This is a genomic window from Klebsiella sp. 10, from assembly GCF_018223925.1.
Taxonomy (GTDB): domain Bacteria; phylum Pseudomonadota; class Gammaproteobacteria; order Enterobacterales; family Enterobacteriaceae; genus Klebsiella; species Klebsiella pneumoniae.
Map to the genome: position 1 here is coordinate 263437 of NZ_JAGRRB010000004.1, position 13434 is coordinate 276870.

A 13434-nucleotide genomic window follows, 5' to 3' on the forward strand; every position below is an offset into this window, starting at 1 on the left:
TATCGCGATGTACTTTTGCCCCGCGCGGCGCGGACCGGCTGAAAAATATCGTGACACAAGGGGTCGTCAGTGGGATATAATTCCCGGCTAAATTTGAGTTATTTTGAAATAACAATGTTAACGTTATGATTGTTAAAGTAAAAATAAGCAATAACGATAAGGATTAAAGCTATGGGTTTTCTTTCCGGTAAGCGCATTTTGATCACTGGCGTCGCCAGCAAACTGTCCATCGCCTACGGCATCGCGCAGGCAATGCACCGCGAAGGCGCGGAACTGGCATTCACCTATCAGAATGAGAAACTGAAAGGTCGCGTAGAAGAGTTTGCTGCCGCGCTGGGTTCTGACATTGTGCTGCCGTGCGACGTTGCTGAAGATGAGAGCATCACCGCGCTGTTCACCGAGCTGGAAAAAGTCTGGCCAAAATTCGATGGTTTCGTCCACTCAATCGGTTTTGCCCCGGCTGACCAGTTAGACGGCGACTACGTTGACGTTGTCACTCGCGACGGCTTTAAAATCGCGCACGACATCAGCGCTTACAGCTTCGTAGCAATGGCCAAAGCCTGCCGCGGCATGCTGAACCCGGGTTCGGCTCTGCTGACGCTCTCCTACCTGGGCGCAGAGCGCGCGATCCCGAACTATAACGTGATGGGTCTGGCCAAAGCCTCTCTGGAAGCTAACGTCCGCTATATGGCTAACGCCATGGGTCCGGAAGGCGTTCGCGTCAATGCCATCTCTGCCGGTCCTATCCGTACGCTGGCCGCGTCCGGTATTAAAGATTTCCGTAAAATGCTGGCGCACTGCGAAGCGGTCACCCCGATCCGTCGCACCGTCACCATTGAAGATGTGGGTAACAGCGCAGCCTTCCTGTGCTCCAACCTGTCTGCGGGGATCTCCGGTGAAGTCGTTCACGTTGACGGCGGGTTCAATATCGCCGCCATGAACGAGCTGGAACTGAAATAAGTTCCTTCCCCTCCTCGCCCCGGTGAGGAGGGTTCTTCCCTCCCCCACGCCTTACACCCCACCTGTTATTCCAATCGGCTATTTGTTAGCACGTATCAATATTTTCTCCTGCTTCCGGGTTACGCCAGGATAGTTCTGCATAAACGATCCGCGGAACGGCGGTTCGCCACATACCGAACAAGGAAAGCCCATGGAGCCACGCCGCGTGAATGGCAAAAATCACTGGTATCACGAAACCCAGTCAACAATCTGCCCGGTGGATGTCCTGCCGCTCGTCCCTGAAGCCGCCCATGTTGAAGACCGCTTTTTGCTGGACCTGACGCTGCCGGCCGCCTGGCTACGTGCCCACGCTGACTGGCTACACCCCGCACGCCAGCTGGCCGAACTGCTGTTTCCCGACCAGGTGGCGGTGAGTCGCCTGCAGACCTTTACCGCTTACGATCGACTCAGCACCGCGCTCACCGTCGCCCAGGTCTACGGCGTCCAGCGGCTGTGTAACCACTACGCCGCCCGCCTTGCTCCCCTGCCAGGCCCCGACTCCTCGCGCGAGAGCAACCGTCGTCTGGCGCAAATCACGCAATATGCTCGTCAGCTTGCCGGTTCGCCCTCGGTTATTAACGCTCTCTCCCGTAGCCAGCTGGACGAAGTGGGCTTAACCAGTCGGGACATTATTCTGTTCAACCAGATTATCGGATTCGTCGGCTTCCAGGCGCGGGCGATTGCCGTCCTGCAGGCGGCCCAGGGCTTTCCGGTGCGCTGGATCCCCGGTATGCCCCAGCAAGAGGAGGCACCCGCGGAGCTGTTCGCCCCGCCGCCGGGAGCATGGCAGGCAGACATTGCGGATCCCGACCTGCAGTATGCCGATGATGAGCGTCAGCGGCGCATCGCCGGCTGGCAGTCGCTGCCCGGTCTGGGCGAGCTGGCGCCGCTGCTGGCCTGCGACCCACAGTTATTCGCGCCTCTGGAGATCTTGATCCGCCAGTTCAGCACGGATGATACCTTTGGTCCGCAGGTCGCCTTACTCACGGCGCGCACCAATGGCAGCCCCACCTGTTTTGACGCCTGGCTCCCCCACTGGCAGGGTGAAGAGGAGTTCGCCAGCCATCTGCGGGAGGGCGACCAGGCCCTCCATCACTGGCTCCAGCAGCATCCTCAGGCCCGGTCTCTCGTGACCGCGGTGCAGCTGTTAACCCGCTCGCCTGACCGGTTTAGCGCCGCCCAGTTAACGCCCCTCGCGGAATATCGACTCTCTGCGCAACAAGCAATCGATCTGTTGATCTGGAGCGGGCTGTGCGGATGGATGAATCGTCTGAAAATCGCCCTCGGCAATGTGCGTCAGCAGACGTAAATTGCTGAAACAGCGCTTGCTGCGGCAGGCATATTCGCGTAAAAATGTCAGCCGCTCTTTTAGCCACGAAAATACCTAATTATGTTTCAGGATAACCCGCTGCTAGCGCAGCTTAAACAGCAACTGCATTCCCAGACGCCGCGCGCGGAAGGGGTCGTTAAGGGCACGGAAAAGGGCTTTGGCTTCCTCGAAGTGGACGCTCAGAAGAGCTACTTCATTCCGCCGCCGCAGATGAAAAAAGTGATGCATGGCGACCGTATCGTCGCGGTGATCCATTCTGAAAAAGAACGCGAAAGCGCCGAGCCGGAATCGCTGGTTGAGCCCTTCCTGACTCGTTTTGTCGGTAAAGTCCAGAAGAAAGACGATCGCCTCGCTATCGTTCCTGACCATCCGCTGCTGAAAGACGCCATTCCCTGCCGCGCCGCCCGCGGCGTTGAGCACGATTTTAAACAGGGTGACTGGGCCGTCGCCGAGATGCGCCGTCATCCATTAAAAGGCGACCGCGGATTTTACGCGGAGTTGACCCAGTTCATCACTTTTAGCGACGACCACTTCGTTCCATGGTGGGTAACCCTGGCGCGCCATAATCTTGAGAAAGAGGCACCGGACGGCGTCGCCACCGAGATGCTCGACGAGGGGCTGACGCGCCGCGACCTAACCGCCCTCGACTTCGTCACCATTGACAGCGCCAGCACCGAAGATATGGACGATGCGTTGTATGCCGAGTCCACTGCTGATGGCAAACTGCTGCTGACGGTCGCCATTGCCGACCCGACCGCCTGGATTGCCGAAGGCAGCAAGCTGGATAACGCCGCAAAAGTGCGCGCCTTTACCAACTATCTGCCGGGCTTCAACATTCCAATGCTGCCGCGCGAGCTGTCGGACGATCTCTGCTCCCTGCGCGCTAACGAAGTGCGCCCGGTGCTGGCCTGCCGGATGACTCTGGCGGCCGATGGCACCATCGAAGACAATATCGAGTTCTTTGCCGCCACCATCGAATCGAAAGCCAAGCTGGCCTATGACGACGTCTCTGACTGGCTGGAAGGCCGCGGCAGCTGGCAGCCGGACAGCGAGGCGATCGCGCAGCAAATTACGCTGCTGAAGGACGTGTGCCAGCGTCGTAGCGAATGGCGTCAGACCCATGCGCTGGTGTTCAAAGACCGTCCGGACTACCGTTTCGTTCTCGGCGAAAAAGGCGAAGTGCTGGATATCGTCGCGGAACCGCGTCGCATTGCCAACCGCATTGTCGAAGAGTCGATGATCGCCGCCAACATCTGTGCCGCCCGCGTTCTGCGCGACAAGCTCGGCTTCGGCGTTTATAACGTTCATACCGGTTTCGACCCGGCGAATACCGAGCAGTTGGCCGCCCTGCTGAAAACCCATGATGTGCACGTCGACCCGACGGAAGTGCTCACCCTGGAAGGGTTCTGCAAGCTGCGCCGGGAACTGGACGCTCAGCCGACCGGTTTCCTCGACAGCCGCATTCGCCGCTTCCAGTCGTTTGCGGAAATCAGCACCGAGCCGGGCCCGCACTTTGGTCTTGGGCTTGAAGCCTATGCCACCTGGACCTCGCCGATCCGTAAGTATGGCGACATGATCAACCACCGTCTGCTGAAAGCCATCATTAAAGGCGAGACCATTGCGCGTCCCCAGGATGAAGCCACCGTGCAGATGGCGGAGCGCCGTCGTCTCAACCGGATGGCCGAGCGCGACGTCGCCGACTGGCTGTACGCCCGTTTCCTCAACGATAAAGCCGGGACCGATACCCGCTTCGCGGCGGAGATCATCGACGTCAGCCGCGGCGGGATGCGCGTGCGTCTGGTGGACAATGGCGCGGTCGCCTTTATTCCGGCCCCGTTCCTCCACGCCGTGCGCGACGAACTGGTGTGCAGCCAGGAGAACGGTACCGTGCAGATCAAAGGTGAAGTAGTCTATAAAGTGACTGACGTTATCGATGTCACTATCGCTGAAGTTCGCATGGAAACCCGCAGCATTATTGCGCGTCCGGCGGTCTGACGCCCCTTCACAGCGGTTCCTGCGGGAACCGCTGCTTCTTTCCTCTCTATCCAGCCATTTCCGTCGCACCGATTAAGGTTGTGCGTTTTTTTCGCTTCTCTTTTTCATTCATTTTTAGCATCATTGATTTCATTCGTTTTTGTTACCAGGATAATGCCATGTCAGATGTGAATGCCCACCTGCTCGCTCAACGTATCGATACCGTGCTGGATATTCTGGTTGCCGGTGATTACCATTCTGCGATCCATAATCTGGAGATCCTCAAAGCGGAGCTGCTGGCGCTGGCGGCGGACGATGCTGAACAACAAAACCAACCCAAGGCGCCCTGGGAAATCTGAATATCAGCCATGCCGCAGCCGGCCATATGGACCGGTTGCTCGCCATATAGCCCCCTAACAGTGATGTTGCTATGAACGCCCGACAACAAAGTATTTTGCAAGTGGTCATCGATAAAGGCCGCATGAGCGTCGCCGATCTGGCGAAGATGACCGGTGTCTCTGAGGTTACTATTCGTCAGGATTTGAATTTGCTGGAAAAGCAGAGCTATTTGCGCCGTACTCATGGTTATGCCGTACCGCTGGACAGCGAAGATGTCGAAACCCGCATGATGACCCATTTCGCCATTAAGCGTGAGCTGGCCAGCCGGGCTGCGGCGCTAGTGAATACCGGTGAAACGGTATTTATCGAAAACGGCAGCAGCAATGCCCTGCTGGCGCGTACGCTGGCCGAGCGCGGCGATATCACCATCATTACCGTCAGCAGCTATATCGCCCATCTGCTGAAAGAGACCCCAGGAGAGGTGATCCTGCTGGGCGGAATTTATCAGAAACGCAGTGAGAGTATGGTCGGTCCGCTAACCCGTCAGTTCATCCAGCAGGTGCATTTCAGCAAAGCCTTCATCGGGATCGACGGTTGGCAGGCGGAAACCGGCTTTACTGGCCGCGATATGATGCGTGCGGACGTGGTGAACGCCGTGCTGGAGAAGCATTGTGAGGCAATTATTCTTAGCGACAGTTCAAAATTCAGCGCGGTACATCCCTATCCGCTCGGTCCCGCCGGCCGCTTTAATCGCGTTATTACCGACGATCGCTTACCGGACGCCTGTCGCGAACAATTGCTCCGCAGCGGCCTGACCGTCGATATCGTGCCCTACATCTGATCTTCCGTCGCCCCATCTCCTGCCAAAGCGCCGGAAGGGGCGCTTTATCGCTCTGAGAGTATTCCGAGCCGCTAATTAAGACTTTTTACCTGACGATAAATTTTAAAAAAAGTAAAATTATTATTAGCGATATAACAGGAAGTGACTATCACCTGCGTGATTTTCGTGACACCTGCGCACCTTAACTTCATGGAATTGCCCTAAAGCTGCTTTATCAGGCTATGCTTAGAGGAGCGCTGTAATCCATGAATAGATTATTCAGGAGAAAAAAAATGATGACTTCAACGAGCAAAAAAATGGCTGCTGTCGTTCTGGCTGTCACTGTAGCAATGTCTCTGAGCGCTTGCTCTAACATGTCTAAACGCGATCGTAACACGGCTATCGGCGCTGGCGCCGGCGCTATCGGTGGTGCGGTGTTAACTGACGGTAGCGCGCTCGGTACCCTGGGTGGCGCAGCAGTCGGTGGTATTATTGGTCACCAGGTCGGAAAATAATTTAATTATCTGACGAAATAAAAGAATAATTCACACGAATTGACTTACGCACGTTAAATCATTCAAGGCCGCGGCATTTACCGCGGCCTTGTTATTTCAACCAGACCATTGGAGCAGAGGGAAAATAGCGATCAGCCACCGGCTAACTTGACCTTCATCCCTTTCGCCTCAAGCAGCGACTTGAGTAAATCCCGCTTATCGCCCTGGATTTCGATCACGCCATCTTTCACCGCGCCGCCGCAGCCGCATTTCTTTTTCAACTCTGCCGCCAGAGCGGTTAGCGCAGTATCGTCGGTATCAATCCCGCTAATCAGACAGACGCCTTTGCCCTTGCGGCCGCTGGTCTGGCGCTGGATCCGCACAATGCCGTCGCCTTTCGGGCGCACCGGCGCCGGTTTCGCCTCGTCGATACGCCCGGTTTCGGTGGAGTAGACCAGACGGCTGTTGGAATCGCTCATTATGCCCCCTTGCGCAGAGAATCGTTGATCGCCCGCAGCGTCGCGGCTGGATCCGCCGACTGAGTAACCGGGCGACCAATCACCATATAGTCTACCCCAGCTTCCTGAGCCTGCTCAGGAGTCATAATTCGCCGCTGATCGCCAGCGTCGCTGCCCTGCGGACGAATCCCCGGGGTCACCAGCTTAAACGCCTGCCCCAGCTCATGCTTAAAGCGCACCGCCTCCTGGGCTGAACACACCACCCCTTCAAGGCCGCAGCGTTGGGTCAGCGCCGCCAGCTTCGCCGCGTAGTCAGCCGGAGATAAGGTAATGCCCAGATCCTGTAGATCGCTGGACTCCATGCTGGTGAGCACCGTGACAGCGATCAGCAACGGCGCATCTTTGCCAAACGGCAGCAGCGCTTCGCGCGCGGCGGTCATCATTCGCGCGCCGCCGGAAGCATGGACATTCACCATCCATACGCCCAGCTCAGCCGCTGCGGCCACCGCGCGGGCGGTGGTGTTGGGAATATCGTGAAACTTAAGGTCCAGGAACACCTCAAACCCACGCTGATGCAGATCGCGGACAAACTGCGGGCCCAGCAGGGTGAACATCTCTTTGCCCACCTTCAGGCGGCAGTCGCGCGGGTCGATGCGGTCGACAAATGCCAGCGCTTTATCGCGATTATCATAGTCGAGCGCAACCACAACGGGAGAGGATGTGACAGCGCGGGAAGATGGGATAGCTGTAGACGTCATGACCAGACCTTAGTGTTGATGGGCGCCGGGGTGGCGCAAAAAAGGTAAACGGGCAGCATTCTACCTGTGAAGCGAACAAAATAACAGACTGCCGTACCTGCCCTGACCGGACGATGGCGCTGCCGGGGCCGCGCCTGGAGAGGAGTGAAGCCATAAATATGTTGTAACTAACGGAGGCCTTTTTTTTGGCTTTACTGGCCGTCGAGACCGCGAATGGGTTTAATGGTCGCCCACGAGCGGCAGGACGGACAATGCCAGTAGAGTGTATGAGCGGTAAACCCGCATTTCTGGCAGCGATAGCGTGGTTTGCTGCGCACCTGCTCACCAACCATGTTTCGCAGCACCCCAAGGCTTTCTTTCGCCCGCCCTTCTTCCGCTTCGTTGAGATGGTAGTCCATCAGCTTATGGAAGACGCGCATGGTCGGGTGGCGTTCCAGCTGCCGGGTAACGTAGTTTTGCGCCGCTTCGACGCCTTCCCGCTGCTCAAGGATCTGCGCCAGCATCAGTTCGGCCGTCGCCCCGGCGTTCTCCTCCACGCAGCGGCGCAGAAAAACTTCCCATTCATCGGTTTTGCCGAGCTGCTGGTAGCAGGTCTGCAGCATCTCCAGCGTTTCACCCACCAGCTCTTTATCCTGATCGATAACCCGCTCGAGGCTCTCCACCGCTTTGGCGTAGTCGCCCTTTTCCATCCACACCCGGCCCATCATGATCGATACCCGGGCGCTGGTGCGGTCCGCAGCGGCGCCTTTTCTCAACAACGCCATCGCTTTATCCAGATCGTTGGCTGCCATCTGCTGCAGGGCCAGTTCGCACCAGAAGTTGGCGATTTCGCCACGATGTTTCTCTTTCCCTAGCTTCACCAGCCGTTCAGCCACTTCAATAGCCGACTGCCAGTCGCTGGTCGCCTGGTAAATCTGCAGCAGTTGCTGCAGCGCGCCGAGGCGGAAATCGGTCTCATCCACCAGCTGTTTGAACATGTCTTCCGCGCGGTCATACAGTCCGGCGGCCATATAATCCCGTCCCAGCTGCTGCACCGCTAACAGGCGCTGATCGTAGGTTAACGACGCGCTTTCCATCAGGCTCTGGTGAATTCGGATCGCGCGGTCGACTTCGCCGCGCGAACGGAACAAATTACCGAGCGTCAGGTGCGCCTCAACGGTACCGGTATCCTCTTTCAGCATATCAAGGAACAGGTCGACGGCTTTATCCTGCTGGTTGCTGAGCAGGAAGTTAACCCCCGCCACGTAATCTCGCGACAGGCGGCTCGCATCGTCCTGTTTGGACTGTTGTGCACTTCTGCGTCCCATGTACCAGCCGTAAGCGGCGGCAACGGGTAAAAGCAGAAACAACAACTCCAGCATAAGAGGTTATTCCTTCACCGCAGGCACGCCTGCGTCGACAGCCGCCGGGCTGACGGGGGCAATCTGATGCTCAAGACGCTTAATTTTCCGCTCCGCGCGCGCCAGTGAGACACGCACCCGCAGCCAGAACAGGCCGCAGATCAGCCAGCCAATGGCAAAGCCTGCGGCAAACAGCACCGCCAGCAGCGTCGATATGCGGAATTCACCCTGAGCGAGTAAATAGTTGAAAGTGACCTGTTGGTCATTCTGCGCCCCCAGCGTCACTGAAATGACGAAGATTGCTAACACCAGTAAGAAAATGAGTAAATATTTCACATGACTTCCCGTTATGTGGGTTGCGCGAAAAAAGCCCGCTTTCAGCCCTATAAAGTATCATTTTCGCCGCAGCGGTGGAATGAAAAAGCATGGCAACTCTTCAGGATATGCGGTCGGATGCCGCTAAAATCAACATTATTCCGCTTCAGGCATCCGTTTTTTAATATCCTGCGCCTCTTCTCCGGGCGGCGAGAGCGGCCCACAAAGGCGCTGCGTCAGCCAGCAGGCCACCGTGACCAGCAGCCAGGAGATCAGCGTGGCGACGATGAGATCCAGCGGCCAGTGCATGCCCAGCGCCAGGCGACTGCCCATCACCGCCGTCGCCCACACCAGCAGCACCGCGATTGTGCCCCAGCGGCGACGCGGCCACAGCAGCCCCGCAGCGAGTAACGCCCAGCTGGCGGCAAACATGGTGTGACCTGACGGGAAAGCAAACCCCGTCTCCTTCTGCCAGTGTTTGCGTAAAAATGACGGAATGTCCTGCGCCTGCGCCAGCTGTTCATGCACCAGTTTAGCGCGTTCTTTACGCTTTAACGCGTAGAATTGCGTCACCGGCACCTGCCTTGTGTTTTCCAGCCAGATGACGAACGGTCTCGGCTCCTGGACCCGCGCCTTGACCCAGGATTTCGCCCCCTGTCCCGCCAGGATAGCGGCGGCAAGGATAAGGAACAGGATCAACGCCGCGCGCAGCCGAAAGCGCAGACACCAGAGGAACCAGCCGCAAAGCACGACATGAGTGATAATTCCCCACGGCTGGGTCACCGTTTCCGTCACCCACCACAGGCTTTTCAACATGGCAACCGGCAGTCCAGGCTGCCACAGCCACCCGGAAAGCCAGACCGTGAGGGGCATAACCAGCAGCAACGCCGCCGCGAGAGCAGTTCGTCGGGCTATCAACAGCATTTTCTCTCCTTCTCCTTGTAGATGAACATCATAGCGGAAAGTAGATCGTTTGTGCGCTTTCCACACGGCTAACCGTTCGCGATTAGGAGAACCTCCAGGCGTTGTGGCAAAATAGCGGGAAACAGAAAGCACAGTCAGGTGCTGACAGAATCTGGAGAATCACATGCAGCTTAAACGTGTGGCAGAAGCCAAACTGCCAACCCCCTGGGGCGATTTCCTGATGGTGGGTTTTGAAGAACTGGCAACCGGACAGGATCATGTCGCGCTGGTGTATGGCGATATATCAGGGCAGTCGCCGGTCCTCGCCCGCGTACATTCAGAGTGTTTGACGGGCGATGCCCTGTTTAGCCTGCGCTGTGATTGCGGCTTTCAGCTGGAAGCGGCTCTGTCGCATATCGCTGAAGAAGGTCGGGGGATCCTGCTGTATCACCGCCAGGAAGGACGCAACATTGGTTTATTGAATAAGATCCGCGCCTACGCGCTGCAGGATCAGGGCTACGACACTGTCGAAGCGAACCATCAGCTTGGCTTCGCCGCCGATGAGCGCGATTTCACCTTGTGCGCCGACATGTTCAAATTGCTCAACGTTGAGCAGGTGCGGTTATTAACCAATAACCCGAAAAAAGTGGAAATTCTTACCGAAGCCGGGATCAACATTGTGGAGCGGGTGCCGCTGATCGTCGGGCGTAACCCGAAAAACGCTCACTATCTGGACACCAAAGCCGCCAAGATGGGCCATCTGCTGAACAGCAAGCCGACGGAATAAACCGGTGGAATAACCGAAAAAGGGCCAGCGATGCTGGCCCTTTGTTTCACAGCATATTACGAATAACGTAGTGCAGGATGCCGTCGTTGCGGTAGTAGGTGAGTTCGGTCGCCGTGTCGATACGGCACCGACAAGGGATCGCTTCCTGCGAGCCGTCAGCGCGAGTCAGGGTCACCGGCACCGTAGCGCCAGGCTGAAGCGACTGCAGATTGCTGATATCAATCCGCTCTTCCCCGGTCAACCGCAGCGTTTTGCGGGTGACGCCCTGCGGGAACTCCAGCGGCAAAATGCCCATTCCGATCAGGTTGGAACGATGGATACGCTCGAAGGACTCGGCGATCACTACCCGAATCCCCAGCAGGCGCGGCCCCTTCGCCGCCCAGTCACGGCTGGAACCTGATCCATACTCCTTACCGGCAATCACCGCCAGCGGTGTGCCCTCAGCCTTGTACAGCATCGCCGCATCGTAGATCGCCATCGGTTCAGGATCCGGCAGATGGCGGGTCATGCCCCCTTCCACCCCTGGGACCATTTCGTTACGGATGCGGATATTGGCGAAGGTGCCACGCATCATTACCTCATGGTTACCGCGACGGGAACCATAGGAGTTAAAGTCGCGCCGGGCAACCCCATGCTCCTGCAGATAGCGGCCTGCCGGACTATCGGCTTTGATGCTCCCCGCCGGCGAAATGTGGTCCGTGGTGACTGAGTCGCCCAGCATGGCGAGGATCCGCGCGCCGCGAATATCCTCTACCGGCAGCGGCTCGGCGCCCATCTCGTCAAAGAACGGCGACAAGCGAATATAGGTCGAGTCCTCCTGCCAGTCGTAGGTATCTGACGCCTCCACCTTGATCGCCTTCCACTCCTCAGTGCCGGAAAACACTTCTGCGTACTCTTTGCGGAACATCTCGGTGGAGACCTGTTCCACCGCGCGGGCAATCTCCTCCCCGCTCGGCCAGATATCTTTCAGATAGACCGGCTCGCCATTCTTGCCCTGTCCCAACGGCTCGCGGGTGAGGTCGATATTCATGTTCCCCGCCAGCGCATAGGCGACCACCAACGGCGGCGAGGCCAGCCAGTTGGTTTTCACCAGCGGATGAATACGCCCTTCGAAGTTACGGTTACCGGAGAGCACTGCCCCGACGGTCAGATCGCCTTTTTTGATCGCTTCTTCGATAGGTTCAGGCAATGGACCGGAGTTACCGATACAGGTGGTGCAACCATATCCCACCAGATTGAAGCCGAGCTGGTCGAGGTAAGGCGTCAGGCCGGCATGGGCCAGATAATCCGACACCACTTTCGAGCCTGGGGCCAGGGAAGCTTTCACCCACGGCTGCGGCTGCAGGCCGCGTTCGACGGCTTTTTTCGCCAGCAGGCCGGCGGCCATCAACACGCTGGGGTTAGAGGTATTGGTGCAGGAGGTAATCGCTGCAATAGCCACCGCGCCATCCGGTAGCGAATAGTGATGCCCGTTCAGCGTATAGTCAACCGGCTGACGCTGACGCTGAAGGTGGTTAACCTCCAGCTCGCCGCTGGCGGCGAAGGCTTTCGGAACATCGCCCAGCGCCACGCGATCCTGAGGTCGCTTCGGCCCGGCGAGGCTCGCTTCGACGCTGCTCATATCCAGCGCCAGGGTACTGGTAAAGACCGGCTCATCGCCAGGCTGGCGCCACATGCCCTGGGCTTTAGCGTAGGCTTCCACCAGCGCGACCTGTTCTTCGCTACGGCCGCTGAGACGCATATAGCTGAGCGTTACGTCATCGATAGGGAAAAAGCCACAGGTGGCGCCATACTCCGGCGCCATATTGGCGATGGTCGCCCTGTCGGCAAGGGGTAAGGTATCCAGGCCGTCACCGTAGAATTCAACAAACTTGCCGACGACGCCATGCTGACGCAGCATTTGGGTAACCGTCAGTACCAGGTCAGTGGCGGTGATGCCTTCGCGCAGTTTGCCGCTGAGCTTAAAGCCCACAACATCGGGGATCAGCATTGACACCGGCTGGCCCAGCATAGCGGCTTCCGCTTCAATCCCGCCCACGCCCCAGCCCAGCACGCCAAGACCATTAATCATGGTGGTATGGGAGTCGGTGCCCACCAGCGTATCCGGCCACGCCATCCACTGGCCGTTCACCTCCTCGCTCCAGACCGCCCGGCCAAGGTATTCCAGGTTCACCTGGTGGCAAATACCGGTGCCCGGCGGCACCACGCTGAAGCGGCTGAAGGCCTGCTGCCCCCAGCGCAGAAAAGCGTAGCGTTCGTGGTTCCGCTCCATTTCCAGGCGGACGTTGTCTTCGAAGGCCTCGTCGTCGCCGAAGCGGTCAACGGTCACCGAGTGGTCGATAACAAGGTCAACCGGCGATAGCGGATTAACCTTCGCCGTATCGCCGCCAAGGCGTTTCACCGCCTCGCGCATGGCGGCCAGATCCACTACCGCCGGCACGCCGGTAAAGTCCTGCATCAGGACGCGTGCCGGACGGTAGGCGATTTCCCGGTCGGCATGGGCCTGTTGCAGCCAGCCGGCCAGGGCGCGAATATCTTCTTCAGTTACCGAGTCACCGTCCTGCCAGCGCAGCAGGTTCTCCATCAGCACCTTCAGCGACTTGGGCAGTCGACTGATCTCGCCCAGCTGCTTCTCCGCCAACGGCAGGCTGTAGTAATGCCAGGTTTTATCGTTGACCTGCAGCGTGTCCTTACTGGCTTCTCGTAGGGTTGACGACATAGCTCCTCCTTTATCTCAGGGATGGCATACCCTGATTCTCCTCAGGGTCTCCATTAAAGATAACACATACTGAGCATAACACTTTGATAACAACCCAAATTGCTAAATACGACGAGACAGAGAGAGAGGAAACGGGAATTATCCGAGAGCAGGCGAAATAGCACCAAAATAGTGCAAAGAGGGCGTATGCCGATATTG

At 57.8% G+C, this 13434-nt stretch carries 13 protein-coding genes; 7 read left to right on the forward strand and 6 right to left on the reverse strand.

Annotation, left to right across the window (positions count from 1 at the left end):
* Positions 1–171 precede the first annotated feature (171 nt).
* The 6 genes from fabI to osmB all read left to right on the forward strand — a co-directional run bounded on the left by fabI (position 172) and on the right by osmB (position 5977).
* On the forward strand, positions 172–960 hold the full coding sequence (fabI, locus tag KHQ26_RS05480; protein WP_004140277.1) for an enoyl-ACP reductase FabI: 789 nt from the start codon (positions 172–174) through the stop codon (positions 958–960).
* A gap of 190 nt (positions 961–1150) precedes the next feature.
* Positions 1151–2308, forward strand: coding sequence for a carboxymuconolactone decarboxylase family protein (locus KHQ26_RS05485; protein WP_020803567.1), 1158 nt, complete (start codon positions 1151–1153; stop codon positions 2306–2308).
* Positions 2309–2389: 81 nt separating this feature from the next.
* Entirely contained in the window at positions 2390–4324 is a 1935-nt protein-coding gene (locus tag KHQ26_RS05490) for an exoribonuclease II (protein ID WP_002901787.1), read from the forward strand.
* A 158-nt stretch (positions 4325–4482) separates the two neighbouring features.
* The gene (locus tag KHQ26_RS05495; RefSeq protein WP_002901786.1) at positions 4483–4662 is read left to right on the forward strand and encodes a hypothetical protein; all 180 of its coding nucleotides are present in this window, start codon (positions 4483–4485) and stop codon (positions 4660–4662) included.
* Positions 4663–4733: 71 nt separating this feature from the next.
* Positions 4734–5483: a DNA-binding transcriptional regulator YciT gene (locus KHQ26_RS05500; protein WP_002901785.1), complete on the forward strand. Its 750-nt coding sequence runs from the start codon at positions 4734–4736 to the stop codon at positions 5481–5483.
* A 275-nt stretch (positions 5484–5758) separates the two neighbouring features.
* Positions 5759–5977 carry an osmotically-inducible lipoprotein OsmB gene (gene osmB / locus KHQ26_RS05505; RefSeq protein ID WP_002901783.1) on the forward strand — a complete coding sequence of 73 codons (219 nt, stop codon included), beginning with the start codon at positions 5759–5761 and terminating at the stop codon, positions 5975–5977.
* Positions 5978–6108: 131 nt separating this feature from the next.
* Here osmB and yciH read toward each other — a convergent pair whose 3' ends face one another.
* The 5 genes from yciH to pgpB all read right to left on the reverse strand — a co-directional run bounded on the left by yciH (position 6109) and on the right by pgpB (position 9751).
* Complete coding sequence (yciH, locus tag KHQ26_RS05510) at positions 6109–6435, reverse strand: stress response translation initiation inhibitor YciH (RefSeq protein WP_049125332.1); 327 nt, start codon at positions 6433–6435, stop codon at positions 6109–6111.
* Positions 6435–7172, reverse strand: a complete 738-nt coding sequence (gene pyrF, locus KHQ26_RS05515) for an orotidine-5'-phosphate decarboxylase (RefSeq protein WP_014907762.1) — start codon at positions 7170–7172, stop codon at positions 6435–6437. The genes yciH and pyrF overlap by 1 nt, the downstream gene beginning before the upstream one ends.
* Before the next feature lie 191 nt (positions 7173–7363).
* Complete coding sequence (gene lapB, locus KHQ26_RS05520) at positions 7364–8533, reverse strand: lipopolysaccharide assembly protein LapB (RefSeq protein ID WP_002901781.1); 1170 nt, start codon at positions 8531–8533, stop codon at positions 7364–7366.
* Between the two features lie 6 nt (positions 8534–8539).
* On the reverse strand, positions 8540–8848 hold the full coding sequence (locus KHQ26_RS05525) for a LapA family protein (protein ID WP_002901780.1): 309 nt from the start codon (positions 8846–8848) through the stop codon (positions 8540–8542).
* Between the two features lie 135 nt (positions 8849–8983).
* Positions 8984–9751: a phosphatidylglycerophosphatase B gene (gene pgpB, locus KHQ26_RS05530; RefSeq protein WP_002901779.1), complete on the reverse strand. Its 768-nt coding sequence runs from the start codon at positions 9749–9751 to the stop codon at positions 8984–8986.
* A 163-nt stretch (positions 9752–9914) separates the two neighbouring features.
* Here pgpB and ribA point away from each other — a divergent pair, with 163 nt between their 5' ends.
* A complete protein-coding gene (gene ribA / locus KHQ26_RS05535; protein WP_002901778.1) occupies positions 9915–10517 on the forward strand; it encodes a GTP cyclohydrolase II in 603 nt (200 codons plus the stop codon).
* A gap of 46 nt (positions 10518–10563) precedes the next feature.
* Here the strand turns inward: ribA and acnA are convergent, their stop codons facing one another.
* Positions 10564–13236, reverse strand: coding sequence for an aconitate hydratase AcnA (gene acnA / locus KHQ26_RS05540; RefSeq protein WP_004176472.1), 2673 nt, complete (start codon positions 13234–13236; stop codon positions 10564–10566).
* Positions 13237–13434 lie beyond the last annotated feature (198 nt).